Annotated in this window: 23 protein-coding genes, 1 tRNA gene and 1 pseudogene; 8 read left to right on the forward strand and 17 right to left on the reverse strand. The window is 68.8% G+C overall.

The window, feature by feature from the left end:
* The 6 genes and pseudogenes from CJ301_RS11870 to CJ301_RS11895 form a co-directional block, all read right to left on the reverse strand.
* Positions 1 to 1,182, reverse strand: a 1,182-nt coding sequence (locus CJ301_RS11870) for a hypothetical protein (protein WP_162620511.1), incomplete at its 3' end; no start/stop codon positions are given.
* Positions 1,183 to 1,188: 6 nt separating this feature from the next.
* Positions 1,189 to 1,410: pseudogene (locus CJ301_RS19300) on the reverse strand (DUF6538 domain-containing protein); the annotation flags it as partial.
* An 89-nt stretch (positions 1,411 to 1,499) separates the two neighbouring features.
* A tRNA-Gln gene (locus tag CJ301_RS11880) sits at positions 1,500 to 1,574 on the reverse strand.
* Positions 1,575 to 1,715: 141 nt separating this feature from the next.
* Complete coding sequence (gene kdsA / locus CJ301_RS11885) at positions 1,716 to 2,549, reverse strand: 3-deoxy-8-phosphooctulonate synthase (RefSeq protein ID WP_099277569.1); 834 nt, start codon at positions 2,547 to 2,549, stop codon at positions 1,716 to 1,718.
* Between the two features lie 79 nt (positions 2,550 to 2,628).
* Positions 2,629 to 4,296, reverse strand: a complete 1,668-nt coding sequence (locus CJ301_RS11890) for a capsule biosynthesis protein (protein WP_173812358.1) — start codon at positions 4,294 to 4,296, stop codon at positions 2,629 to 2,631.
* A complete protein-coding gene (locus CJ301_RS11895; protein ID WP_099277573.1) occupies positions 4,280 to 4,933 on the reverse strand; it encodes an ABC transporter ATP-binding protein in 654 nt (217 codons plus the stop codon). The genes CJ301_RS11890 and CJ301_RS11895 overlap by 17 nt, the downstream gene beginning before the upstream one ends.
* Before the next feature lie 371 nt (positions 4,934 to 5,304).
* On the opposite strand from CJ301_RS11895, the gene CJ301_RS11900 reads away from it, so the two are divergent.
* Entirely contained in the window at positions 5,305 to 5,892 is a 588-nt protein-coding gene (locus CJ301_RS11900) for a uracil-DNA glycosylase family protein (RefSeq protein WP_099277575.1), read from the forward strand.
* Positions 5,893 to 5,894: 2 nt separating this feature from the next.
* Positions 5,895 to 6,674, forward strand: coding sequence for an SseB family protein (locus CJ301_RS11905; protein ID WP_099277578.1), 780 nt, complete (start codon positions 5,895 to 5,897; stop codon positions 6,672 to 6,674).
* Between the two features lie 3 nt (positions 6,675 to 6,677).
* Here the strand turns inward: CJ301_RS11905 and CJ301_RS11910 are convergent, their stop codons facing one another.
* The 8 genes from CJ301_RS11910 to CJ301_RS11945 form a co-directional block, all read right to left on the reverse strand.
* Complete coding sequence (locus tag CJ301_RS11910) at positions 6,678 to 7,604, reverse strand: 2-hydroxyacid dehydrogenase (RefSeq protein WP_099277580.1); 927 nt, start codon at positions 7,602 to 7,604, stop codon at positions 6,678 to 6,680.
* A gap of 1 nt (position 7,605) precedes the next feature.
* Entirely contained in the window at positions 7,606 to 8,745 is a 1,140-nt protein-coding gene (rodA, locus tag CJ301_RS11915; protein ID WP_099277583.1) for a rod shape-determining protein RodA, read from the reverse strand.
* A gap of 1 nt (position 8,746) precedes the next feature.
* Entirely contained in the window at positions 8,747 to 10,687 is a 1,941-nt protein-coding gene (gene mrdA, locus CJ301_RS11920; RefSeq protein WP_099277586.1) for a penicillin-binding protein 2, read from the reverse strand.
* Complete coding sequence (locus CJ301_RS11925; RefSeq protein ID WP_099277588.1) at positions 10,684 to 11,214, reverse strand: rod shape-determining protein MreD; 531 nt, start codon at positions 11,212 to 11,214, stop codon at positions 10,684 to 10,686. The genes mrdA and CJ301_RS11925 overlap by 4 nt, the downstream gene beginning before the upstream one ends.
* Positions 11,207 to 12,160 carry a rod shape-determining protein MreC gene (gene mreC / locus CJ301_RS11930; protein WP_099277590.1) on the reverse strand — a complete coding sequence of 318 codons (954 nt, stop codon included), beginning with the start codon at positions 12,158 to 12,160 and terminating at the stop codon, positions 11,207 to 11,209. The genes CJ301_RS11925 and mreC overlap by 8 nt, the downstream gene beginning before the upstream one ends.
* A 74-nt stretch (positions 12,161 to 12,234) precedes the next feature.
* A complete protein-coding gene (locus tag CJ301_RS11935; RefSeq protein ID WP_099277592.1) occupies positions 12,235 to 13,272 on the reverse strand; it encodes a rod shape-determining protein in 1,038 nt (345 codons plus the stop codon).
* A 182-nt stretch (positions 13,273 to 13,454) separates the two neighbouring features.
* Entirely contained in the window at positions 13,455 to 15,038 is a 1,584-nt protein-coding gene (locus CJ301_RS11940) for a 2-isopropylmalate synthase (RefSeq protein WP_099277593.1), read from the reverse strand.
* A 192-nt stretch (positions 15,039 to 15,230) separates the two neighbouring features.
* A complete protein-coding gene (locus CJ301_RS11945; protein WP_099277595.1) occupies positions 15,231 to 16,031 on the reverse strand; it encodes a glutathione S-transferase family protein in 801 nt (266 codons plus the stop codon).
* A gap of 92 nt (positions 16,032 to 16,123) precedes the next feature.
* On the opposite strand from CJ301_RS11945, the gene CJ301_RS11950 reads away from it, so the two are divergent.
* Complete coding sequence (locus tag CJ301_RS11950; protein WP_099277597.1) at positions 16,124 to 16,837, forward strand: SDR family oxidoreductase; 714 nt, start codon at positions 16,124 to 16,126, stop codon at positions 16,835 to 16,837.
* The gene (locus tag CJ301_RS11955) at positions 16,827 to 17,492 is read left to right on the forward strand and encodes an SDR family NAD(P)-dependent oxidoreductase (protein ID WP_099277598.1); all 666 of its coding nucleotides are present in this window, start codon (positions 16,827 to 16,829) and stop codon (positions 17,490 to 17,492) included. Before CJ301_RS11950 ends, CJ301_RS11955 begins: the two co-directional genes overlap by 11 nt.
* A gap of 4 nt (positions 17,493 to 17,496) precedes the next feature.
* Here the strand turns inward: CJ301_RS11955 and CJ301_RS11960 are convergent, their stop codons facing one another.
* Positions 17,497 to 19,095, reverse strand: a complete 1,599-nt coding sequence (locus CJ301_RS11960) for a 2-isopropylmalate synthase (protein ID WP_099277599.1) — start codon at positions 19,093 to 19,095, stop codon at positions 17,497 to 17,499.
* A 193-nt stretch (positions 19,096 to 19,288) separates the two neighbouring features.
* Here CJ301_RS11960 and CJ301_RS11965 point away from each other — a divergent pair, with 193 nt between their 5' ends.
* Positions 19,289 to 19,717, forward strand: a complete 429-nt coding sequence (locus tag CJ301_RS11965) for a DUF1801 domain-containing protein (protein ID WP_099277720.1) — start codon at positions 19,289 to 19,291, stop codon at positions 19,715 to 19,717.
* Positions 19,718 to 19,743: 26 nt separating this feature from the next.
* A complete protein-coding gene (locus CJ301_RS11970) occupies positions 19,744 to 21,189 on the forward strand; it encodes an MFS transporter (RefSeq protein WP_099277600.1) in 1,446 nt (481 codons plus the stop codon).
* On the opposite strand, the gene CJ301_RS11975 is transcribed toward CJ301_RS11970, so the two are convergent.
* On the reverse strand, positions 21,190 to 22,119 hold the full coding sequence (locus CJ301_RS11975; RefSeq protein ID WP_099277602.1) for an MBL fold metallo-hydrolase: 930 nt from the start codon (positions 22,117 to 22,119) through the stop codon (positions 21,190 to 21,192).
* Positions 22,120 to 22,202: 83 nt separating this feature from the next.
* Positions 22,203 to 22,622, reverse strand: a complete 420-nt coding sequence (locus tag CJ301_RS11980) for a metallopeptidase family protein (protein ID WP_099277605.1) — start codon at positions 22,620 to 22,622, stop codon at positions 22,203 to 22,205.
* A gap of 61 nt (positions 22,623 to 22,683) precedes the next feature.
* Here CJ301_RS11980 and gltX point away from each other — a divergent pair, with 61 nt between their 5' ends.
* Both gltX and CJ301_RS11990 read left to right on the forward strand, forming a co-directional pair.
* Entirely contained in the window at positions 22,684 to 24,003 is a 1,320-nt protein-coding gene (gene gltX / locus CJ301_RS11985) for a glutamate--tRNA ligase (RefSeq protein WP_099277610.1), read from the forward strand.
* Positions 24,004 to 24,071: 68 nt separating this feature from the next.
* Positions 24,072 to 24,962: an NAD(P)/FAD-dependent oxidoreductase gene (locus tag CJ301_RS11990; RefSeq protein WP_099277611.1), complete on the forward strand. Its 891-nt coding sequence runs from the start codon at positions 24,072 to 24,074 to the stop codon at positions 24,960 to 24,962.
* Position 24,963 lies beyond the last annotated feature (1 nt).

Raw genomic sequence — 24,963 nt, forward strand, 5'->3', positions numbered from 1 at the left:
GCGCAGGCGGCGGGTGGATCCGTGGCAGCCCGTCCAGACAGGATGCTCAAAAACCTTGCGGATCTCGCTAAGACTAAATGGCTTTCGGTCGTCCCGGGCTCGACGGTGGGATCGAACACGCAGCTTGTCTAGCTTAATGCTTGAGCTGACCGGAATGCCGTCGCTTTCCGCTCTGTCGAGCAACTGTTTCAGCAGGCCAAGATTGCGGTTGATCGTTGCAGCGCTCAGACCTCTTTTCTCGGCGGGCAGGTCCGCTGCAGCCTCGATGATCTGCGGCACCGTGAGGTCACGATCCTTCGGGCTTTTTCCCCAGCTTTTGGGAAGCTTGTAATGGGAATCCCTGAAGCGCGCGCAATGCCTATGGTTCAGGTTTCGGATATCGCTGATCCCTGTGACCTGCTGCAGGATTCGGGCTGCGGTCATGATCTGCGTTTGAAACTTCTCGTCGACGCCGTCACGACTTTTGTCATCGACCAAACGAGCACAGACTGCGTCAATCCGACTATCGTATTCGAGGTCATCGGAAGGCACGTCTTCCTTGGTTTCCATGGTCGTCAATGCAATGTCCGAGCGCTCAGTCGTGCAAGCCTCGTTACCTGCTGCGGGCTGGACTGGTAACGGGTTGGTACCGCGATCCATCGCAGGATCCGCGCAAGGAGGGGCATAGGCTGCGGTCATGGCCTCCCTCCTGATTTCAGCAGCGAGAGTGATCTCGGGGCTGATGTCGTCGGAAGCGTTCGCGGCTGCGCTTTCGAGGTAAGCCGCAGCGCGCCCCTTTAGAATGATCTGGCGGGCAGTGATCAAGTCGAGGGCTGACAGGTTCCGCCGACCAATGGCCTCGGAGGTCTTGCGACCGATCAGGCCCGTCCATGATCGAGAAAAATACGCGTCCCGCAGAACGTCCATATGGGCGACGACGGAGTTGCATTCCTCCTCGCTCAGTCCCTCCTGCGCAAGCGATTGCCGGTCCTGTTCGCTGAAGTGTGCCGACTGGCCACGGGTCGCCACTAGCCTATGCGCATGTCCCGATACGAGATCGGCCCGCCGTTCCGCCTCGACCGCGTTCGGCGCGCCATCTGCGAGAGCGAGAAGCTCATGCTTTGCAATCTGAGCCTGCGCGTCGCGCAAGCTATGCTCCAGCAGACGCCGGGCCTCTTCGGGGGAAAGGTTTTCGTGTTCCATGGCCCAAAATACAGCTTCGCTCTGCGCTGTCACAATAGCGGCGAGACGCCTAGCGGCCGGTAATCCACAGGTTTGTAAGCTCAATTGCATTACGGCAGGCGCTCCACGCCTGACCAGCGTGCGAGGCAGTCGACGGCGCCACGTATAGACGGCGCCTCTTCGGAAGACATGGTTCATTGCGGTCATGCCACCCTCCATCGAGAGCAGGCCGTCCGAGATCCCCGTCATCCAGTGCTGCACCGTGGTGTGACAGCTCTGTGTGACATGCCCCAGTCACGTTTAGGGGCATCAACAATATCAATGACTTAGGAAAAACCTGGCTGGGGTGGTAGGATTCGAACCTACGGTACACGGTACCAAAAACCGCTGCCTTACCACTTGGCTACACCCCAGCAGGTGTGGCGGCTGTCTAACCTTGTCCTGCGGGGGGTTCAAGAGCGGAAATCGCGGTTTGTGCAGCTTCCGCGAGGGCAATTTCACGGTGGCGGGGCGGGGGATCCTAGCTGGCGGAGTCCCCGCCCCGTATGGCGGGGTCAGACGCGGATCGGGTCGGTCTTGGCCAGCCGGTCGAACCCCATCAGCGTCTCGATCAGACGCGGCATCTGCTCCAGCGGCACCATGTTCGGCCCGTCGGAGGGCGCGGTATCGGGCGCTTCGTGCGTCTCGAGGAACACCGCCGCGATGCCCAGGGAGACGGCGGCGCGGGCCATGACGGGGGCGAACTCGCGCTGACCGCCCGAAGCGCCGCCAAGACCGCCGGGCTGCTGCACCGAATGGGTCGCGTCCATCACCACCGGGTAGCCGGTCTTCATCATCGTCGGCAGGGAGCGCATGTCGGCCACCAGCGTGTTGTAGCCGAAGGAGACGCCGCGCTCGGTGAGCAGGATGCGGCTGTTGCCGGTCGAGGCGATCTTCTCGGCGACATTGGCCATGTCCCAAGGTGCCAGGAACTGGCCCTTCTTGACGTTGATCGCGGCGCCGGTCTCGCCCGCGGCGATGAGCAGGTCGGTCTGGCGGCACAGAAAGGCCGGGATCTGCAGGATGTCGGCCACTTCGGCCACCGGCGCGCAGTGATCGGCGGCGTGGATGTCGGTCAGCACCGGGCAGCCGATGGCGCGCTTCACGTCGTCGAGCACCTTGAGACCGGCCTCCATGCCGAGCCCGCGCTTGCCCGAAAGCGAGGTGCGGTTGGCCTTGTCGTAGCTGCCCTTGAACACGAATTGCGCGCCATGCGCGGCGCAGGCCTCGGCCAGTCGGCCCGCGATCATCTGCGCATGGTCCGAGGATTCGAGCTGGCAGGGCCCGGAGATGAGGGTGAGGGGGCGGTCATTGCCGACCGTGAGGGGGCCTACTTGGACGTCGATCATGGGGCAGGGCCTTTCGCGTGCTGTCTGGCCCCGGTCTAGCGCGCAAGGCGGGCGGCGTCACGCGCCGCCCGCCGCCCGCTCAGCTCGAGACCTGCTCGCGCAGGATCGAGACGGTGAGCGACAGCATCAGGTAGATGCCCGAAAAGATCAGCAAGGCCAGCGCCGTGTTCTCGAGCGCCTTGGGATAGGTCGCCTCGTCGGGCGCCACCGGCTCGACCCCGAGCGACAGGTAGCGCACCTGCCGGTTGGCCTCGATCTGCGCGGCCTCCATCTGCTGCAGCGCCTGCTGCACCAAGAGCGTCTGGAAGCCGTAATCCTCCTCGGCCAGCCGCAGCTCGGTGTTGCGCGCGGCGAGCGATGAGCCCGCCTCCGAGGCTTCGGTCATCTCGCGGCGCAGATCGGTGATCAGCTCCTCGATGCCCGCGATCTGGCTCTTGATCGAATTCACCTGCGCCTCGTTGGGGCGACGCACGGCGAGCCGGGTCTGCAGCTCCAGCTGCAGCTGCTGGCGCTGCGTCTCGAGCGCCGAGATCTGCTGGGTGCGCGCCGCCGTCTCGCCCACCGGGTCGATCTGCTGCACCTCCTCCTGGATGCGCAGCCAGTTGGCCAGCGCCTCGGCCCGGCGCGCCTCGGCCGCCTCGTAGCTGTCGCGCGCGCCCTGCATCTGGTCGTTGCGCAGCCGCGCGGTGAGCTGGTCGACCTGCTCCTCGGCATAGCCCAAGAGCGCCTCTGAAAACCGCTGCGAGGTTTCGGGGTCGGGCGCGATCACCTCCATCTTCACGATCCCCTCGGTCGGATCGTAGGAGATCTTCACATGGTCCTGGTAGAGGTCGTAGGCGGCCTCGTTGGTGGCGGGCTGGTGGAGGCGTTGCAGCGGGTCGATCGCCGGGTCGGAGAACACCTGCTTGAAGCCTTCCTCCTCGTCGAGCCGCACCATCGCGGCGCGCGAGGTGAGGTAGGACTGCACGGTGATGCTGTCCTGCTGGGTCGCCATCGAGGTGCCCTGGAACAGCCCGCCCAGCCCTGCGCCGCTTTGCGGCTCGGCCTGCTGGATGACGAATTCCGAGCGGGTGGCGAACATCGGCGTGGCGACGGCGAAGAAGTAATACCCCGCCAGAACCGTCGGCAGCAGCACGAAGAGCATCAGCCGCAGGCCCAGAAGCGCCATCCGACGACGACGACGACGGGCGAGATCGCGCTGGATGCCGCGGATCTCGGAGGCGCGCTGCTCGGCCGGGTCGGCCCGCTCGGTCGAGGGCAGCTGCCGGTCGCCCTCCGGCACGGTCGAGGGCAGCTGCACGCGCGGCGCGGGCACGGGGGCGGACGCAGACGCGGACGCAGTCTTGTCCTGCTCCTGCTCGGGCACGACCAGCTCGATGATGTTCGAGCGCTGGAACGGGTCCACCCCGAGCGCGCGCAGCTGGCGCACCGCGTCGAAATCCGACGCCACCTCCAGCCCCTGCTTTTGCGCCACCCGTCGGGCCATGCGCAGCTGCCGGCCGGTCAGCCCCTCGCGGCGGATCTTGTCGATGTCGTGCTCGGCCTCGGTGGCGACAGCTTCCTCGACCGAGGCCTCCTGCTGCGGCAGGCGCTGCTGGAGCGGGTGCATCGTCACGGCGGCGGGGGCGGGGCGGGCCTCCATCGCGGCGGCGGCGGCGGCGCGCGCGGCCTCGGGATCGGCGGGCCGGGGTGCGAGCGGCGCGCCGGCGCGCAGCCGGTAACGGGTCACCTTAGGCGTGGTAGTCATAAAGCTCGCGCGCCTCCTCGAGACTGTCGAACATGTGCAGACGGCCATGCCGCAGCACCGCGGCCTGCCGGGCAAAGCGCTCCAGCGTCTGCGGCTGGTGCGAGACGATGATCACCGTCGTCGTCTCCAGCCGCTCGCGCAGGATTTCGCCGGCCTTGCGGTTGAAGGCGGCATCCGTGGTCTGCGGCATGCCCTCGTCGATCAGGTAGATGTCGAAATCCAGTGCCAGCATCAGCGAGAAGGTGAAGCGCGCGCGCATCCCCTGGCTGTAGGTGCCGACGGGCCGGTCGAAATATTCCTCGATGCCGCAGAGCCAGCGGCAGAAGGCCTCGACGTAGTCGGGATCGAGCCCGTAGAGCCGGGCGATGTAGCGCGCGTTCTCGCGCGCGCTGTGGCGCGGCACCACCCCGCCCATGAAGCCCAGCGGAAAGGAGATCCGGCAGCCGCGGATGATCTTTCCCTCGTCGGGCTTTTCCAGCCCGGCCATCATGTTGATCAGCGTGGTCTTGCCGGTGCCGTTGGAGGCAAGAATGCCGAGCGAGCGGCCCAGCTCGACCCGGAACGAGGCCCGGTCGAGGATGATCTTGCGCTGCTTGCCGGTCCAGAAGGACTTGCTGACCTGGTTGAATTCGAGCATGTGCTCCCCGCTTCGGCACCCGGCTGTCAATGCCACGACCGACCTTCGGGGTCGATCCGGGCTTCCATGATTCCGATCTAGGACCGGTTTATGGCGAAACGACGCCTAAATCCTTACCAAATCGGGGGAATGTTTCCGCGCAGGGGCGCATCCCGCGGCGGGGCCGCCCGGCGCCTGCCGTCCCGATGCGGCGAAACTTCCGCACCGCTCATGCGTTTGGAGGGCGAACCCCCTTCAGCCGAAAGGAACGTCATCATGCGCAAGTTCGTCAAGTATTTCGCCATCTGGAAGCTGGCTCGCAAGGTGCTGCGCGGCGGTCGCCGGGCGTGAGCCCGCATGTCGGCGGCGGGCGGGCCGCGAGGTAGGCGGCGATGGAGAAGCTGCATGCCGAGCTTTCCGCCTGCCGCCTGTGCGCCGACCGTTTCGCCGCCACCGCGACGCGGCACGCGCCGCGCCCCGTCGTCTGGTTTCGCCCCGGTGCAAGGCTCCTGATCGCGAGCCAGGCGCCGGGGCTTCGTGTGCACGAGGCGGGCACGCCCTTCTGGGACCGCTCGGGCAAGCGGCTGCGCGACTGGCTCGGCATGGACGAAGAGACCTTCTACGACCGCAGCCGCGTCGCCATCGTGCCGATGGCCTTCTGCTTTCCGGGATATGACACCAAGGGCTCCGACCTGCCGCCGCCGCCCATCTGCGCGCAGGTCTGGCGCGATCGCGTTCTGTCGGAACTGACCGACATCCGCCTCACCGTGCTGATCGGCGGCGCGGCGATGAACTGGCATCTGGGCCGCGGGCCGGGCGTGACCGAGCGGGTGCGGCAATGGCGCGACTTCGGCCCCGGCCTCTTTCCCTTGCCTCATCCCTCGTGGCGCAATACCGCGTGGATCAAGCGCAACCCGTGGTTCGAGGCGGAGGTTCTGCCCGCGCTCAAGGCGCGCGTGCGCGAGGTGATGGAGGATTGAGCATGGAAACCGGACTGGACGTGGCCTCGGCGGCCATGCAGGCCGCCCCCGAGGACGACGCGGCGCGGCTGCGCTATTACGGCCGTCTCGCGGATGCGGAGCTTTACCTGCTGCTCGCCGACGAGGCGGGCGAGGAAAGCGTGACCCCGGTGACCATCGAGGAGGCGGGGCAGAGCTATGCCGTGGCCTTCGACCGCGAGGAGCGGCTGTCCGAATACGCGGGCGCCGCCGCCTTTCACGCCGCCGTGCCGGGCCGGGCGCTGGCGCAGATCCTCGGCAGCCAGGGCCTCGGCCTCGCGCTCAACCCGCGCGTGGCCCCCTCGGCGCGGCTTTTGCCGCCCGAGGCGCTGACATGGCTGGCCGAGACGCTGACCCATGCGCCGCAGGAGGCGTCAGAGCGCCCCGTCGCGGTGAACCCGCCGCGCGACGTCTCGGAGGCCCTGCTCGCCGCGCTCGACGAAAAGCTGACCTCGGCGCGCGGGCTGGCGCGCGAGGCGTTCCTCGTCCGGGTCGAATATGCCGATGGCCGCGAGGCGCCGCTCCTGGCCTTTCTCGACCCCGCGCCCATGGCCGAGCGCGGCCTCGCCGTCGCGGTGGGCGAGGCGCTGACCTTTTCGGGGCTGGAGGAGGGCGCGCTCGACGTGACCTTCCTCGAAAGCCAGACGGAGACCGCGCGCCGCATCGCCCGCGCCGGGCTGCGGTTGAAGCTGCCGCAGCCGCATGTCACCCCCGGCCCCAAGGCGCCCGGCACCGACCCCGAAAAGCCGCCCCGCCTGCATTGAGGCTCAGTAGCCGCGCGCCCGGTCCACGAGGTGCAAAAGCGGCTCGCCCGCCTCGGCGCGGCGGATGTTCTCGACGATCACCTGTGCTGCGGTGGCGGGCCGCGTGGCCGAGGCGACATGCGGCGTCACGGTGACGCGCGGATGCGCCCAGTAGGGGTGGTCGCGGGGCAGCGGCTCGGTGCGGAACACGTCGAGCGTGGCATGGCCGATCCGGCCCGTGTCGAGCGCCGCGAGCAGCGCGTCATCGTCGATCAGCGGGCCGCGGCCGGGGTTGATCAGCGCGGCCCCCCGCGCGGGCAGGGCGAGGCGCGCCGCATCGAGCAGGTTCTCGGTCTCGGGCGTCAGCGGCAGCAGCGTCACGACGATCTGCGCGCCCTCCAGCGCCTCCGAAAGCCCATCCTCGCCCGACAGGCAGCGCAGCCCCTCGATCCGCTTTTGCGTCCGGCTCCAGCCCGTCACCGGAAAGCCCAAGCCCGCCAGCGCCTGCGCGCAGGCCCGGCCCAGCGCGCCGAGGCCCAGCATGGTGACGGGCCGGTCGGCGGCGAGAGGCGGCGCTTCGGGCGTCCAGTCCTGCTCGGGGTTCACCACATGCGCGTCCATCCCCAGATGATGGCGCAGCGCGTGGCCTGCCACGTATTCGACCATGCCGCGCTCCAGCCCGTCATCGACCATGCGGGCGAGCGGCTGGGTCAGCGTCGCGTTGCCGACGATCCGCTCCACCCCGGCCCAGAGCGACAGCACGGCGCGGGCGCGGATGAAGGGGGTGAAGTCGCGCAGATCGTCATTGGGCGCATAGACGATGTAATCGACCGTCCCGGGCGCGGCCTCGCGCACGACCTCGGCCTCGATGCCGGCGCGGGCCAGCGCGGAGGGGAGCAGGTCGCGGTAGTCGGCCCAGTTGCTTTCGGGGGCGGAGAACAGGATCTTCATGTTACCTCGGCTTGTGGACATGCGCGCTCTGCACCAGCCCGAAGGCCAGGAGCAGCACCAGCATCGCAGAGCCGCCATAGCTCACCAAGGGCAGCGGCACGCCGACGACGGGGGCAAGGCCCATCACCATCGACATGTTCACCGCGAAGAACAAAAAGAACGTCATGGTGATGCCGATCGTCAGCAGAGAGGCGAAGCGGTCGCGGTTGTTCACCGCGGAGGCGACGCAGAAGAAGATGATCAGCGCGTAGAGTGCCAAGAGCGTCGAGGCGCCGACGAAGCCCAGCTCCTCGGCCAGCGTGGTGAAGATGAAATCGGTGTGCTTTTCGGGCAGGAAATTGAGCCGGCTCTGCGTGCCCTGCATGAAGCCGCGCCCGGTCCAGCCGCCCGAGCCCAGCGCGATCTTGGCCTGTGTGATGTGGTAGCCCGCGCCCAGGGGGTCGTTCGAGGGGTCGAGAAAGGTGTCGATCCGGCGATACTGGTAGTCCTTGAGGAGCTGCCACGACGTTCCCCGTGAAACGAAGACGGCATAGACCGTGCCGACGCCGGCGGCGATCACGGTGGCGAAATAGGCCCAGTGGACGCCGGCGGCGAACATCACCGTCGCCCCGCCGATCAGCAGCAGAAGCGCGGTGCCGAGATCGGGCTGCGCCAGCGTCAGCAGCGTCGGGATCGAGATGAAGACCACCGGCAGCAGCACCCAGAAGATATGCGAGGTGCGCCTGAGCGGCAGCCAGTCGTAATAGGCGGCCAGCAGCATCACGAGGCTGACCTTCATCAGCTCGGAAGGCTGCAACCGGATCGGGCCGAGGTCGATCCAGCGCTGCGCGCCCATGCCGACCGTGCCGAACATGTCCACCGCCACCAGAAGCGCGAGCGAGCCGCCATAGGCCAGGAGCGCCATGTTGCGCCAGAACCAGATCGGCACCATGGCGACGATGATCATCGCCACCATGCCGACGCCGAAGCGCTTCATCTGCGGCTCCATCCAGGGCGTGGGCGAGCCGCCGGCCACCGAGTAGAGCATCAGGAAGCCGAAGCCGCAGACCGCCGAGATCAGCAGGATCACCGGCCAGTTGAGGTAAAGCAGCTTGCGAAACCCGGTGGGGACGAACTTGGCATTGGCTTCGAGGTAGCTCATCTCAGGCCCTGTCCGAGGAGGTCGTGCCGCGCGCGACGTGGTTCTCGATCCGCTTTTGCTGCGCGGCGATCTCGTCGCGCAGGTTCGACGGGTAGGCCTCGAGCGGCGGCGGGCCGTCATAGAGCGCCTGCAGCGTCACGTCCCGCGCGATCGGGGCCGCGACCGAGGAGCCGCCGCCGCCATGTTCGACGATGACCGACACCGCGAAGCGCGGGTTGTCATAGGGCGCGAAATTGACCCACAGCGCGTGGTCGCGCCGTTCCCATGGCAGGTCGGCGTTCGAGGTGACGCCGCGCGCGCGCTCCTCGGCGGTGATGCGGCGCACCTGGCTGGTGCCCGACTTGCCCGCCATCTGCATCCCCTCGGCCACGATGCGCGAGCGAAAGCCGGTGCCGCGCCGGGCGTTGGAGACGTCGTTCATCGCCGCGCGCACCCGGCGCAGGTAGTTCTCGTTGAGCCCCATCGGCTCGCCCGCGCCCGAAGGCTGGATCACGCCGCCGACCGAGTGGATCAGCCGGGGCCGCACGTCGCGCCCCGTCGCCAGCCGCGCCGTCATCACCGCGAGCTGCAAGGGTGTCGCCAGAACATAGCCCTGTCCGATCGAGGCGTTGACCGTGTCGCCGATGCGCCAGGCCTGGCCATAGCGGTCGCGCTTCCATTGGGTGTCGGGCGCCACGCCCGCGCTCACCGCCGACATCGGCACGTCATGCGCCACGCCGACGCCGAGCCGCCGCGCCATCTCGGCGATGCGGTCGATGCCGATCTTCTGGCTGACCTCGTAGTAATAGACGTCGCAGCTTTCCTGAAGCGAGCGGTGCATGTCGACATTGCCGTGCCCGCCGCGCTTCCAGCAGTGGAACCGCGTGCCGCCCACCTCGGTGTAGCCCGGGCAATACTCGGTGTCCTCGGGGCCGACGAGCCCCGATTCCAGCGCCGCCAGCGCCACCACCATCTTGAAGGTCGAGCCGGGCGGATAGGCGCCCTGCACGGTCTTGGCCGAAAGCGGGCGGTACTTGTTTTCGTTGAGCGCGCGCCAGTCTGGCCCCGAGATGCCGCGCACGAAGAGGTTCGGATCGAAGGTCGGGGCCGAGGCCACGGCGCGCAGGTCGCCGGTCTCCAGGTCCATCACCACCACCGAGGCGCTTTCGCCCTCGAGCCGCGCCTCGGTATAGCTTTGCAGCTTGCTGTCGAGGGTGAGCTGCAGGTCGGCGCCCGACTTGCCCTCCTCGCGGTCGAGCTCGCGCATCACCCGGCCCGTCGCGTTGACCTCGATCCGCTTGGTGCCGGCCGAGCCGCGCAGCTCCTCCTCGAACTTCGCCTCCACCCCGGTCTTGCCGATCTGGAAGCGCGGGATCTGCATGAGCGGGTCGGGGTCGTCCATCTTCGACAGGTCGTAATCCGAAACCGGCCCGACATAGCCCACCACATGCGCCGTGTCCGAGCCGCGCGGATAATGCCGCGACAGGCCCACCTCGGCGGTGATGCCGGGCAGGGCGGGGGTGTTGACGGTGACCTTGGCCACGTCGTCCCACGGCACGCGCTCGGCCACGGTGACGGGGACGAAGCCGGGGCGGCGCGCCATCTCGGCCTTGGCGTCCTCGATCGCCTCCTCGGGCAGCGAAATGAGCCGCGCCAGCCGGTCGAGCGTGTCGTCGACATCGCCCGCATCCTCGCGGGTGATGATGATGCGGTAATTCTGCTCGTTGACCGCGAGCGGCACGCCGTTGCGGTCGAAGATCAGCCCGCGCGAGGGCGGGATGAGCCGCATGTTGATGCGGTTTTCCTCGGCGAGATTGCGGTAGATCTCGCCCTCCTCGACCTGCATGGAGCGCATCCGCCAGCCCAGCACGCCGATCATGCCGAGCTGCGCGGTGCCGATCAGCAGGCTGCGCCGGGCGATGCGGCGGGTGCTTTCGGCGGTTTCCTTGGGCGGGCGTTTCATGCGGAGATCCTCCGGGTGTCGATCGGGCCGCGGGCGATGCCGAACAGCCAGCGCGCGGCAAAGGCGGCGAGCGGATAGGCCAGCGCCGTGGCGAGCGCCTGGCTCGCCACCAGCCCCGGCGGCGGGGCCGGGATCATGGCGATCAGCATCACCGCCTGCGCCGTGGCCAGTATGCCCGCCACCGCCAGCGCCGCCGCCGCCCATTCGACGCCGAAACCGCCGGCGCGCAGCCGCGGCTGCCTGCGGCGCAGCATCTCGGTGGCGATCACCGTCAGCGCGGCCATGAGACCGGGCGGGCGCTGGAACAGGAAATCGGCCAGCAGCACCACGCCCGCGATCAGCCAGACCGGCGCCAGCCGGGGGCGGCGCAGCGTCCACAGCAAGAGCACGGCAAGCAGCAGATCCGGCCCCGCCCAGCGCGGCGGCAGCGTGTCGAGCGGCAATAGCCGCGCGATGATCAGCACCAGCGCCAGCGCCGCAAGGCCCGCCCGGCCAAGCCAGAGCCGCGTGGGCCTCGGGCTAGCCATCCTGCGTCTCCGCATCATCGGCCGCCGTCTCGCCCACGGGCACGAGGCTCTCGGGCGCGGGGGCGGGCGGGCCAAAGACCTCGCGCGGCTCGGGCACGATCAGCCGGCCGGCCTCGTCCAGCACCTCGGCCTCGTGGCTCCTGAGCACGCGCAGGAACTCCAGCCGCTCGTAATCGGCGGCGAGCCTGATCCTGAGCCGCCCATCGGCGCTCATGGTCACCTGTCCCACCAGCAGGTCGGCGGGGAACATGCCGCCATCGCCCGAAGAGACGACACGGTCGCCGGGGCGCACGAGATCGGGGTTTTCCAGAAAGTCGATCGGCGGATAGATCGTGTTGTCGCCCGCGAGGATCGCGCGCTGCCCCGAGGGCTGGATCGTCACCGGGATGCGGCTCGAGGTGTCGGTGAGCAGCAGAACCCGGCTGGTGGACTGCCCCACGCCGGAAATCCGGCCAACGAGCCCGATCCCGTCCATCGCCGGCCAGCCATCGAGCACGCCGTCGCGCGCACCGACATTGAGCAGCACCGATTGCCGGAAGGGCGAGCCGCTGTCGGCCATGACTACGCCGGTGATGTAGGTCAGCTCGGGGTCGAGCCGGACCTTGTTGAGATCGAGAAGCTTGGCGTTCTCCTGTTCGAGCTGCAGCGCCGCCTCGCGCCAGGCGCGCATCTGCTGCAATTCGCGCCTGAGCTGGCGGTTCTGCTCGTGCAGATGCGCGTAGCTCTGGAAGTTGGACGCCATGGTGGCAAGCCCCGTGACCGGGGCGAGCGCCCAGTCGAAGGAGGGCAGCACCCGGTCGATCACCTCGGCGCGCATCCTCTCGACCCGCGGGCTGTCGATGCGCCACAGCGCGAAGAGCGCCAGAAGCGCAAGCACCAGGAGCCCGACCAGCAGCCTGCGGATCGGGCGGGCGAACTCCTCGCCGCTGTGACGTGATCTGGCCAAGGAGCGCGTACCCCCCCCGTGATATGGCATGTCGCCCCAATGCGGGGCAGGGCGCCCGCGGGCGGGCGCCGCGGTCAGCTGTCGTAGTCTATCACATGGCGCAGCTGTTTCTCGTATTCCAGCGCCTTGCCGGTGCCGAGCGCCACACAGTTGAGTGACTCGTCGGCCACCGAGACGGCAAGCCCGGTCTGCTCCCTGAGCGCAAGGTCGAGCTGGCCCAGCAGCGCGCCGCCGCCCGTCAGCATCACGCCGCGATCGACGATGTCGGCGGCGAGATCGGGGGGCGTGGCCTCCAGCGCGGTCATCACCGCCTCGCAGATCTGCTGCACCGGCTCGGCCAGCGCCTCGGCGATCTGCGCCTGTGAGATCTCGGTCTCCTTCGGCACGCCGTTGAGAAGGTCGCGGCCCCGGATATGCATCGACTGGCCGCGCCCGTCATCGGGCATGCGGGCGGTGCCGATCTGGGTCTTGATCCGCTCGGCCGTGGCCTCGCCCACCAGCAGATTGTGCTGGCGGCGCAGGTAGCTGATGATCGCCTCGTCCATCCGGTCGCCGCCCACCCGCACCGAGCGGGCATAGACGATGTCGCCGAGCGAGAGCACCGCCACCTCGGTGGTGCCGCCGCCGATATCGACGACCATGTTGCCGGTCGGATCGGTGATCGGCATGCCCGAGCCGATGGCGGCGGCGATCGGCTCGGCGATCAGGCCCGCGCGCCGCGCGCCCGCCGACATCACCGATTGCCGGATCGCGCGCTTTTCCACCGGGGTCGCGCCATGCGGCACGCAGACGATGATCTTGGGCTTGGAGAAGGTCGTCCGCTTGTGCACCTTGCGGATGAAATACTTGATCATCTCCTCGGCCACGTCGAAATCGGCGATGACGCCCTCGCGCATCGGCCGGATCGCCTCGATCGAACCGGGGGTCCGGCCCAGCATCAGCTTGGCGTCCTCGCCCACGGCGAGCACCTTCTTCACGCCGTCCTTGACGTGATAGGCCACGACCGAGGGCTCCGACAGCACGATGCCGCGGCCCTTGACATAGACCAGCGTGTTCGCCGTGCCGAGGTCGATCGCCATGTCAGACGAAAACAAGCTGCCCAATCCGAACATGGCGTGATCTATCCCGTAACCAGTGCTGTGATGATCCGCGACTCCGGCCTGCGGACCTCGGGCCTTATAGGCATGAGCGCCCGGCGCGGAAAGGCCCTGCAACCCAGACGGTCAGCGCATTTTCGCCGCCGCGACGCGGCGTTCGGGGGGCAGGGCCCGCATGGCCCCGCCCCCCGGCGCGCTCACTCGCCCGCATCCATGTAGCCCACGCCCTTGACGTCGGCATTCGGCGCGGTCTTCTCGCGCCGCACCAGCAGACGGTTGACCGCGTTGATATAGGCCTTGGCGGAGGCGACCACGGTGTCGGTGTCGGCGGACTGGCCGGTCGCGATCCGCCCGTCCTCCTCGAGCCGCACCGAAACGGTGGCCTGCGCATCCGTCCCTTCGGTCACGGCGGCCACCTGGTAGAGCTGCAGCCGCGCCTCATGCGGGAACAGCGCCTTGATCGCGTTGAAGGTGGCGTCTACGGGGCCGTCGCCGGTGGCGTCGACCGACTTCTCCGCGTCGTCGATGGTCAGCGTCATCTCGGCGTGCTGCGGGCCTTCGGTGCCGCAGATCACCTTGAGCGACTTGAGCCGGACCCGGTCGGAGACCGCCTCGTTCTGGCGCACCAGCGCGATCAGGTCGTCGTCATAGACCTCCTTCTTGCGGTCGGCCAGCTCCTTGAACCGCACGAAGGTGTCGTTGAGCTGGTTCTCGGCCATCTCGAAGCCCAGATCCTTGAGCTTGGCGCGCAGCGCCGCGCGGCCCGAATGCTTGCCCAGAGGCAGCGAGGTGCCCGCGAGGCCCACATCCTCGGGGCGCATGATCTCGAAGGTCTCGGCGTTCTTGAGCATCCCGTCCTGATGGATGCCGGACTCGTGCGCGAAGGCGTTCTTGCCGACGATCGCCTTGTTGAACTGCACCGGAAAGCCCGAAACGGTGGCGACGCGGCGCGAGATGTTCATGATCCTGCGGGTGTCGACGCCGGTGTCCCAGGGCATGATGTCGTGGCGCACCTTGAGCGCCATCACCACCTCTTCGAGCGCGGTGTTGCCCGCGCGCTCTCCGAGCCCGTTGATCGTGCATTCGATCTGCCGCGCGCCGCCCTCGACGGCGGCCAGCGAATTGGCCGTCGCCATGCCCAGATCGTTGTGGCAGTGGGTCGCGAAGATGATCTCGTCCGCGCCCGGCACCTCGGCGATCAGCCGGCGGATCAGGTCGGCGCTCTCGACGGGGGCGGTATAGCCCACCGTGTCGGGGATGTTGATCGTCGTCGCCCCGGCCTTGATCGCGATCTCGACCACGCGGGCGAGATAGTCCCACTCGGTGCGCGTCGCGTCCATCGGCGACCACTGCACGTTGTCGCACAGGTTGCGCGCATGGGTCACCGTGTCGTGGATGCGCTGGGCCATCTCGTCCTGGCTCAGGTTCGGGATGGCGCGGTGCAGCGGCGAGGTGCCGATGAAGGTGTGGATGCGCGGCGAGCGGGCCTGCTTCACCGCCTCCCAGCAGCGGTCGATATCCTTGTAGTTGGCGCGGGCGAGGCCGCAGATCGTGGCCTGCTTCGACTGGCGGGCGATCTCGCTCACCGCCTTGAAATCGCCCTCCGAGGCGATCGGAAAGCCGGCCTCGATGATGTCGACGCCCATCTCGTCGAGCAGCTCGGCGATCTCCAGCTTCTCGGCATGAGTCATGGTGGCACCGGGCGATTGCTCGCCGTCGCGCAGCGTCGTGTCGAAGATCAGGACGCGGTTCTCGGGGCGGGTGTCGGGCGTGGTGGTCATGTCGGAAATTCCTTCTGGTCCGGGTGCTTGGTCCGGCGCGTTCATCCCCTCTGAGCGGTCGCGCCGAATGGCACGCTCAGAGGCGCGTAAGGAGAAGGAGGGTCCGAAGCGCGGGCAGGGCCGCGGGGGACGAAAGGGTGACGTTCCGGCTCATGGGGCGGACTATATCGACCGAATCCGCGATGAAAACCCCTAAGCGTCCAGAAGTCCCAACTCCGCGTCAGAGGCCACGCGGTCATACTTGTCGGCGGGCGGCATGGGCCGGTCGCGCCAGTCGGGCGCGAAGGCGAAGCTCGACCTTTGCCGCCCCTCGGGCAGCGCGCCGTTGCCCGCGCCCACCGCGTAATCATAATAGAGCTTCACGATCTGATCATAGCGCACCTGCTGCGCCGCCTCGTGGCCGAGGCAGGCCGCGCGCCAGCGCGCGACGCGGGCAAATTCGGGCGTGTCGGGCAGGGCGAAGCCCTCGTAATGCTCCAGAAACCAGAACCGCATCATCAGCGGCGTGTAGACGATCTCGGCAAGGCCGAAGCGGTCGAACAGCCACGTGCCCTCCGGGTTGTGCCGCTCCAGCATCTCGTTCAGCCAGCGGTAATGCCCGAGCAGCGCCTCGCGCTTCTCGTCGGTCTTCGCACGGTCGGTGTTCATCACGTAGAGATATCCGGCCATGCCGAACGGCCCCTCGCGGGTGATGAAGAGCCGCTCGATCCCGCGCTCGAACGGGTCTTCGCGGGCGGTGCGCGGCTTGGCCCAGCGCTCCTCGACATAGCGCAGCAGGACGAGGCTTTCCTTCAGCACGCCGCCATTTTCGGTCTCCAGAACGGGAAGCGCCGTGGTGCCGCCGGTCTTTTCCAAAAGCCAGTCGGGCCGCGGTTCGGTGATGTCGATGACGTGGAACTCCACCGCCTCCGACAGCCCCTTGAGCGCCAGCAGGATCTCGACGCGCTGCGAAAACGGGCAGACGGGGATGTGGTAGATGACGGGGCGGTCCATGGCGATCCTCCTGCTTGCGGGCCCGATCATGCCACGCGCCGGGCGCTCCGTCACGGATTGACCGCGCGCCGCGCCCGGCTAGGTCGCGGCGCATGGCAGATGACATCAAGCGGGCGCTCGTCACCGGCGGCGCGAAGGGGATAGGGCGCGGCGTCGCGTGCCGGCTGGCGCGGGAAGGCTGGCAGGTCGCGGCGCTGGACCGCGACGCGGAGGCGCTCGCCGCCCTGCCGGACGGGGTGCGCGGGCTGGAGGCGGACGTCTCGGACGAGGGCTCGGTGCAGGACGCCGTGGCGGCGACCGGCTGGGACGGGCTCGATCTTCTGGTCAACAATGCGGGCATTGCCGACCCGGAGGTCGGCCCGGTCGAGGAACTGGCGCTCGAAATCTGGCGGGCCTATCTCGACACCAACCTCACCGGCGCGCTGCTGATGAGCAAGCATTGCGTGCCGCTGTTGCGCGCGCGGCGCGGCGCCATCGTCAACGTCACCTCCAGCCGCGCGCATCAATCCGAGCCGCAGACCGAGCCCTATGCCGCCGCCAAGGGCGGGCTGACGGCGCTGACCCACGCGCTCGCCGTCTCATTGGGCCCCGAGATCCGCGTCAACGCCATCGCCCCCGGCTGGATCGTCACCGAGGGCTGGGAGGAGCTGCGCGAGATCGACCACGCCCAGCACCCGGCGGGCCGGGCGGGCCGCCCCGAGGACGTGGCCGAGGCGGTGCTCTGGCTGGCGCAGGCGGGCTTCATGACCGGGCAGGAGGTGCTGCTCGACGGCGGCATGACGCGCAAGATGATCTATGCCGGGTGAGCGCGCGCTGGTGATCGGCGCCTCCGGCGGCATCGGCGCGGCGCTGGCCGAGGCGCTGGAGGCGCGGGGCGCGCAGGTCACCCGGCTGTCGCGCCGCGAGGACGGGTTCGACATCACCGATACGGGTTCGGTCGAGCGGAGGCTGGGCGCTCTGGAGGGGCCATATGATCTGATCCTCGTCGCCACCGGCATCCTCGCGCCCGAAGGGCAGGGGCCGGAGAAATCCCTTGCCGCGATCGATGCGCGCGCCATGGCCCGCCTCTTCGCCGTCAACGCCATCGGCCCGGCGCTGATCCTGCGGCATCTGCCCCGGCTTCTCGCTTCCGGCGGGCGGGCGGGGGTGCTTTCGGCGCGCGTCGGCTCGATCGGCGACAACGCGATCGGCGGCTGGCATTCCTACCGCGCCTCCAAGGCGGCGCTGAACCAGGTCGTGCATGGCGCGGCGATCGAGCTTGCGCGCCACGACCGCGCGGCCATTCTCGTGGCGCTGCATCCCGGCACGGTCGAGACGGGCTTCACCGCGGCCTATGCCGGGCGGCACCGCATGGTGCCCGGGGCGGAGGCGGCACGAAACCTGCTCGCCGTGATCGACGGGCTGGCGCCCGCGCAGTCGGGCGGGTTCTACGACTGGCGCGGCGAGGCGGTGCCCTGGTAGCGGCTCACTCCCGCGCCGGCGTGGTCTCGATCGTGACAGCGCCCGCATCGGGCGCGGCCTCGATGATCTGCGGGGCCTCCGGCGCGTCGGCATCCGGCTCCGCCTCGCCCGTCTCGCCCGTCTCGCCCGTCTCGGCCTGCGCGGCCGCCGCGTCGCCGCTCGTCTCCGCGTCGCCGCTCGTGTCCTCCTCGGGCAGGGTCACCCGCGGCCGCTCGACCGGCGCGTCGCCGACAAAGGCGCCGTCGCTCCAGCCGCCTTCCTCGGTCTCGCCTGTGGCATAGCGCATCACGCCCTGGCCCTGCCGCCGCCCGCCGCGGAACATGCCCTCATAGACGTCGCCATTGGCATAGGTCGCGACACCTTCGCCCTCGATCTCCCCATTCGACCATTCGCCCTCATAGGTGAAGCCGTCGGGCATGGTGATCTTGCCGGTCCCGTGCCGCTGCCCGTCCTCGAAGCCGCCCTCGTAGACGGTGCCGTCGGCATAGGTGGCGACGCCCTGTCCCTCGCGCTGGCCCTCGACCCAGTCGCCCTCGTAGCTGTAACCGTCGGCATAGGTCATCCTGCCCTGCCCGTGGTTCTGCGCATCGCGGAACTCGCCCTCATAGACGAGGCCGTTGGCATAAGTGGCCACGCCCGTCCCCTCGATCACGCCCTCGGACCAGTCGCCCTCATAGGTCGAGCCGTCGGTATAGGTGATCTTGCCGGTGCCATGGGCGAGGTCGTTCTCGAACTGGCCCACATAGACCGAGCCGTCGGGATAGGTGACCTCGCCCTCGCCCTCGATCCGCCCCTCGACCCAATCGCCCTCGTAGCGGTAGCCGTCGGTGCCGGTGAAGCTGCCCGTGCCGTGGCGGCGATCGTTCTCGAAGGCGCCTTCGTACACGTCGCCATTGGCGTATTCGACCCGGCCCTGTCCCTGCCGCTTTCCGGCGCTGAAGCTGCCGGTATAGACATCGCCGCCCGGCTGCTCCAGCCGGCCTTCGCCCTCGATCCGCCCATCGACCCAGCCGCCCTCATAGACCAGACCGTCGGGCATGGTGAGCCGGCCCTCGCCGTCGCGCTCGCCGCCCTTGAGCGTGCCTTCGTAGACCGCGCCGTCGGGATAGGTGATCTTGCCTTCGCCCTCCTTGACGCCGTTGATCCACTGGCCCTCGTAGACATAGCCGTCGGGGCTGGTCAGCGTGCCGATGCCGTGATGCATGGCGTTGCGGAATTCGCCCTCGTAGCGGCTGCCATTGGCGTATTCGGCGGTGCCGCGGCCGGTGATCTTGCCGTCCTCCCATTCGCCCTCATAGGTGCCGCCATCGGCGAAGGTGATCCGGCCCACCCCCTCGGGCTTGCCGCGCGCGAACTGGCCCTCATAGACCGAACCGTTGGGAAAGGTGGCCTGGCCCTCGCCGCGGATCTCGCCCTCGAACCATTCGCCGACATATTCGTAGCCATTGGGCAGCCGGTAGCTGCCCTGGCCGTGCTGGCGGCCATTGAGGAAGGTGCCCTCATAGACGCCGCCATCCTCGTATTGCTTGGTGGTGATCTCCTGCGCGAGGGCGAAAGGCACCTGCGCGAATCCCATTGCCGCCGCGAGAGTGAACGCGCGCATGGCTCCTGCCGACATGACCGATTGCCCCCGATCGCCGGGACCGGTTCGCCCGGGCCCTGTTTCCGCTTTGGCGACAGAGTAGCCGCGGGCCGGGGGCAAGACAACCTGCGCGGCACGCCGGGCGGCGCGGTCTTGCACCGTTGCATCGGCCCGCTAGGCTGGGCCCTGTGCCCGGCGGCAAAGGGGGATGGAGATGAGCGGAAACAAGACCATGCCCACGCAAGAGAGCGTCGCGGCGTTTCTCGGCGCGGTGACGCCCGACCGCCGGCGCGAGGACGCCCAAGCGCTCGATGCGCTGTTTCGCGAGGTGACCGGTTTCGTGCCACAGATGTGGGGGCCCTCCATCATCGGCTACGGCGCTTACGACTATGTCTATGACAGCGGCCGCTCGGGGCGCTTTCTCGCCACCGGGTTTTCGCCTCGAAAGGCGCATCTGGTGCTCTACATCATGCCCGGCTACGACGAGGCCAACCCGATCCTTGCCCGCCTGGGCAAGCATCGCACGGGCAAGTCGTGCCTTTACATCAACAGGCTCGCCGATGTGGATCGCGGCGTTCTGGCGGAGCTGATCCGGCACGGGCTCGACCGGCTGGAGAGCTACTGGCCGGTGCATCCGATCTGAAGGCCGGGCGCAGGCCGGGACAAGAGATGACCGAGGACGACACACCGCTCAGGGGCCGCTGGATCGCCATGGCGGCGCTTCTGGTGGCGGGCTTCATGAACCTGATCGACGTGACCATCGTCAATGTCGCCATCCCGTCGCTGCAGGCGGCCTTCGACGCCACCGACAGCCAGATCGAATGGGTCGTCGCCGCCTATATCCTGAGCTTCGCGCTGTTCCTGCTGCCCGCGGGCCGCTTGGGCGACGTGGTGGGCCGCAGGCGGATGTTCGTGATCGGGGTCACGGTCTTCACCATCGCCTCGGCGCTGTGCGGCCTCGCACCCGGCATCGGCAGCCTCGTGGCGGCGCGCGTCCTGCAAGGCATCGGCGGCGCGATGATGACGCCGCAGACGCTGGCGCTGGTGCCCGCGCTGTTTCCGCCCCGCGAGCGCGGCGCGGCCTTCGCGCTGTTCGGGCTTTCGGCGGGGCTGGCGAGCGTGACCGGGCCGGTGCTGGGCGGGTTCCTGATCGGGGCCGACATCGCGGGGCTCGACTGGCGGCCGATCTTTCTCGTCAACATCCCCGTCGGCGTGATCGCGGTTCTGGGGGCGATGCGATACGTGCCGAAGATCCCCGGCGACGCGGCGCTGCGGCTCGATCTCGTCGGCATGGCGCTGGCGGGCACGGGGCTGATGCTCCTGCTGTTTCCGCTGATCGAGGGGCGGCAGCTCGGCTGGCCGGCCTGGATCTTCGCGATGATGGCGGCGGCGCTGCCCATGGGCGTGGCCTTCGTGCTGTGGCAGCGCCGGCAGGCGCGCAATGGGGCGCCGCAGCTCATCCCGGCGAGCCTTCTGGCCAATGCCGATTACGTCACCGGCTCCGCGCTCGCCACGCTGCTCTTCGCGGGCATCCCCGGCTTCTTTCTCGTCTTCGCGATCTTTTTGCAGGTCGGCTTCGGGCTGACGCCGCTGGAATCGGGGATCACCACCATGCCGTTTTCGCTCGGCGTGCTGGGGGCTTCGGCCCTGTCGGGGCGGCTTGGCACGCGCTGGCCGCGCCTGCGGATCACGGCGGGGGCGATACTCTTGGTGATCGGCATGACCGCGCTGGGGCTGGTGCTGCCCGAGGCGGGCGGGGCGCTGTCGCGCATGGCCTTCATCGCGCCGCTCGGGATCGCGGGGCTGGGGCTCGGCACCGCCGTCTCGCCGCTGTTCCAGACGGTGCTGGCCAATGTCGCCGACCGCGACACCGGCGCGGGCTCGGGCGCGCTGCAGAGCTTCCAGCAGGTCGGCGGCGCGCTGGGCGTGGCGGTGATGGGGCAGATCTTCTTCGGCATGCTGCGCGGCGGCGGCGATTACCCGGAGGCGATGGCGGCCGCGCTGTGGTTCAACGCGGCCGCCTTCGTCGCCGTGGCGCTTCTGGTCTGGCGGTTGCCCGAGCCGCGCCTCGTGCCCGATACCGGGCAGGAGGCGGACCCGACCCCGGCGGAGTGATCACATCATCAGCTGGTAGCTGTGCGGCACCCAGCGAAAGCCCTCGCCCTCGGCGGCAACGAAGCCGAGGCCGGGGAAGGGCATGTGGTAGCCCATCACCGCCATCCTCTCCTCGGCGGCCATCGACAGCACCCGGCGGCGCGTTTTTACGGCCATCTCCTTGTCGACGTCGAAGCTCACATGCCAGCCGGGCTGGCCGACCGACCAGACCGGATGGTTCGCCAGATCGCCCATGAGCAGCAGCGCATGATCGCCGCCCTGCGCGGTGAAGACGAGATGGCCCGGCGTGTGGCCGAAGGCCTCCATCGTGGTCAGCGGCCCGACCGTGTCGCCCTCGGACAGGAAGGTCAGCTCGCCTTCGAGTGGACGCATCTTGGCCTCGAAGGCGTCGTTCTCCTGCCCGGCCCAGTAATCGAACTCGACCCGGCCCGCGTGATGCGCGGCATTGGCAAAGGTCTTCTCGCCGCTTTCGGTCATCAGGCCGCCGATATGGTCGCCATGCATGTGGGTCAGCACGACATGGGTGATGTCGGAGGGGGCTTTGCCCGCCGCTTCCAGCGCCGCGGTGATGCCCGCGGCATCGGTGCCGGTATCGACGAGAATGACGTCGCCGCCGGCTTCGATCATCACCGGGTTGAAGAAGAACCGCGCCGCGTCCGCGGGGATGAAATGCGCCTCGCTCACCTGCGCGAAGGTCTCGTCATCGACATTGAGCCCGAAGATCGAATGCGGATCGGGCACGATGCGGCTGCCGGCGAGCAGGTCGGTCACCTTGATGTCGCCGAGCATGAACACCCGGTGCGTCGGCAGCTCCAGACCGTCGCTGCCGGAGGGCTGGGCGTGGGCGGCGCGGGGCAGGCCGAGCCCCGCGGCGAGCGGCAGGGCGGCCCCGGCCATGAGCGCCGCGCGGCGGCTGATCGAATGGGACATGTCGCGTCTCCTCTGGGAATGTGTCTGGGGCTGTGTCCCGCCAGAGGGTAGCGCGGCCATGGCCCGCGCCTAGCGCCGGGGCGTCAAAGCCACCACTGGTCGATCGCGGCGATGTCGTCGTCGGACCAGCCGAAATGATGCGCGAACTCGTGCACCGTCACATGCGCGACCATCTCGGCCACGCTGACATCGCCCCGCTCGGCCCATTCGTCGAGGATCGGCCGGCGAAACAGCCAGACCACGTCGGGCCCGTGCGGCACGTCCCAGTTGGATTTCTCGGTCATCGGAATGCCCTCGTAGAGCCCGGTCAGATCGAAGGGCTCCATCTCCATCTGGTCGAGGATCTCCTCGGGCGCGAAATCGACGACGCGCAGCGCCACCTCGGCGGCGGCCTTGCGGAACGGCTCCGGCAGGGTGGCGATGACGTGGCGCGCGATGGTCTCGATCTCGTCGAGAGAGGGCGCGAGGGGGCTGCCCGCGAAGGGGTCGGATGTGCTGTCCATGCCCCTGATATGGACAAAACGCCCCGCCTGTGAAAGAGCCCATGGCGAACAGGAGAGCCCCATGACAACGACCCGCTTCGCCCCGTCCCCCACCGGCTGGATGCATATCGGCAACCTGCGCGCCGCGCTGTTCAACCACGCCATCGCCCGCCAGCAGGGCGGCGAGTTCATCCTGCGCATCGACGACACCGACCAGGAACGCTCGAAGCCCGAATATGTCGACGGCATCCTCGACGCGCTCGACTGGCTGGGGATCACCCATGACCGGGTGGAGCGGCAATCCGACCGGCTCGACCGCTACGAGGCGGCGCGCGAGAAGCTGATCGCCGACGGGCGGCTCTACGAATGCTTCGAGACGCCCGCCGAGCTCGATCTCAAGCGCAAGAAGCAGCTCAACATGGGCAAGCCGCCGGTCTATGACCGCGCCGCGCTCGACCTCACCGACGCGGAGAAGGACCGCCTGCGTGCCGAGCGCGGCAGCCATTGGCGCTTCAAGCTCGACCGCGAGCGGATCGAGTGGGAGGACGGCATTCTCGGCCCCGTCTCGATCGACGCGGCCTCGGTCTCCGACCCGGTGCTGATCAAGGAAAGCGGGCAGGTGCTCTACACCTTCGCCTCCTCGGTCGACGACGCCGAGATGGGGATCACCGACGTGGTGCGCGGCTCCGACCACGTCACCAACACCGCGACGCAGATCCAGATCATCCGGGCGCTGGGCTTCGAGCCGCCGCGCTTCGCGCATCACTCGCTGCTCACCGGCCCGCAGGGTGAAGCGCTCTCCAAGCGGCTCGGCACATTGTCCCTGCGCGACCTCAAGGAGGCGGGGATCGAGCCGATGGCGATCCTGAGCCTGATGGCGCGTCTGGGCTCTTCGCAGCCGGTGGAGCTGCGCCAGACGCCGCAGGAGGTGATCGAGGGCTTCGACATCGCCACCTTCGGCTCGGCGCCCACCAAGCTCGACCCCGCCGATCTGGAGCCGCTCACCGCGCGCTGGCTGTCGCAGCAGCCGCTCTCGGAAGTGGCCGATGACGTGGCGGCGGCGGGCGTGCCCGACGATCTAGCCGCGCCCTTCTGGGAGGCGGTGCGCGAGAACCTCAAGACCCGCGCCACCATTGCCGAATGGTGGGCGGTGTTCCGCGACGGCCGGGCGGGCCGCGCCGCGCCCGAGGATGCCGAGTTCGTGGCGCAGGCGCTGGGCCTTCTGGGCGAGCCGCCTTACGGCCCCGAGACGTGGAAGCAGTGGACCGATGCGGTGAAGGCCGAGACGGGGCGCAAGGGCAAGGGGCTGTTCCTGCCGCTGCGCCGTGCTGTCACCGGCATGGATCACGGCCCCGACATGGGCGGGGTCATGGCGCTGATGCAGGTCAAGCCCAAGCTCTGAAGCGCCGCCGGGCTGGACCGGCCCGCCCTGCGCCATATCTTCCGCCTCTGGATCACCGGAGGCGGATCATGCGCGACTGCATCATCGTGGGCGGCGGCCCGGCGGGGCTCTCTGCCGGGATCTACATGGCGCGGTTCCTGCGCGACACGGTGCTGTTCGACGCGGGCCGCCCGCGCGCCGACCGCATCCCGCGCAGCCGCAACCTGCCGGGCTATCCCGACGGCGTCACCGGGCCGGAGCTGCTCGACGGCATGCGCCGCCAGCTCGATCACTACGACGTCGAGATCCGCCGCGACCGCGTCACCAGCGCCCATCGCATCGAGGGCGGCTTTCGCGTCGAGGCCGAGGGCGGCGCGGTCGAGGCGCGGGCGCTGATCCTCGCCACCGGCGTGACCAACCGCCCGCCGCGCATCCCCGAGGATCTGCATGACGAGGGCGTGGCGCGCGGGCTGATCCGCTACTGCCCGATCTGCGACGCCTACGAGGTGCGGGGCCAGAAGGTCGCCATCCTCGGCTCGGGGCCACATGCCGTGGCCGAGGGGCGCTTCGTGAAGCATTACGCCGAGGACGTGACCGTGGTGCGCCCCGAGCACGCGCCGCTCGATAATGACGGCGAAAAGGCGCTGTCGCAGGCGGGGCTGAAGATCCTGCCTTCGCATCGCCGCGACATCCGGCTCGACGATGACGGGATCGTGGTCGAGATGGAGGACGGGCGCGAGGAGCGCTTCGACACGCTCTATGTCGCGCTCGGCACCGATCCGCATTCCGACCTCGCCCGCGATCTCGGCGCGGAGCTGACGGAAGCCGGCTGCATCCCGGTCGATGCCCATTGCGAAACCAGCATCGAAGGGCTCTTCGCCATCGGCGACGTGGTCGCCGGGCTCGACCAGATCGCTTACGGCATGGGCCACGCGGCGGTGGCCTGCACCGAGATCCACAACCGGCTGCTCGGGTGCTAGC

The organism is Limimaricola cinnabarinus, assembly GCF_002723615.1.
In the GTDB taxonomy this organism is placed as follows: domain Bacteria; phylum Pseudomonadota; class Alphaproteobacteria; order Rhodobacterales; family Rhodobacteraceae; genus Limimaricola; species Limimaricola cinnabarinus_B.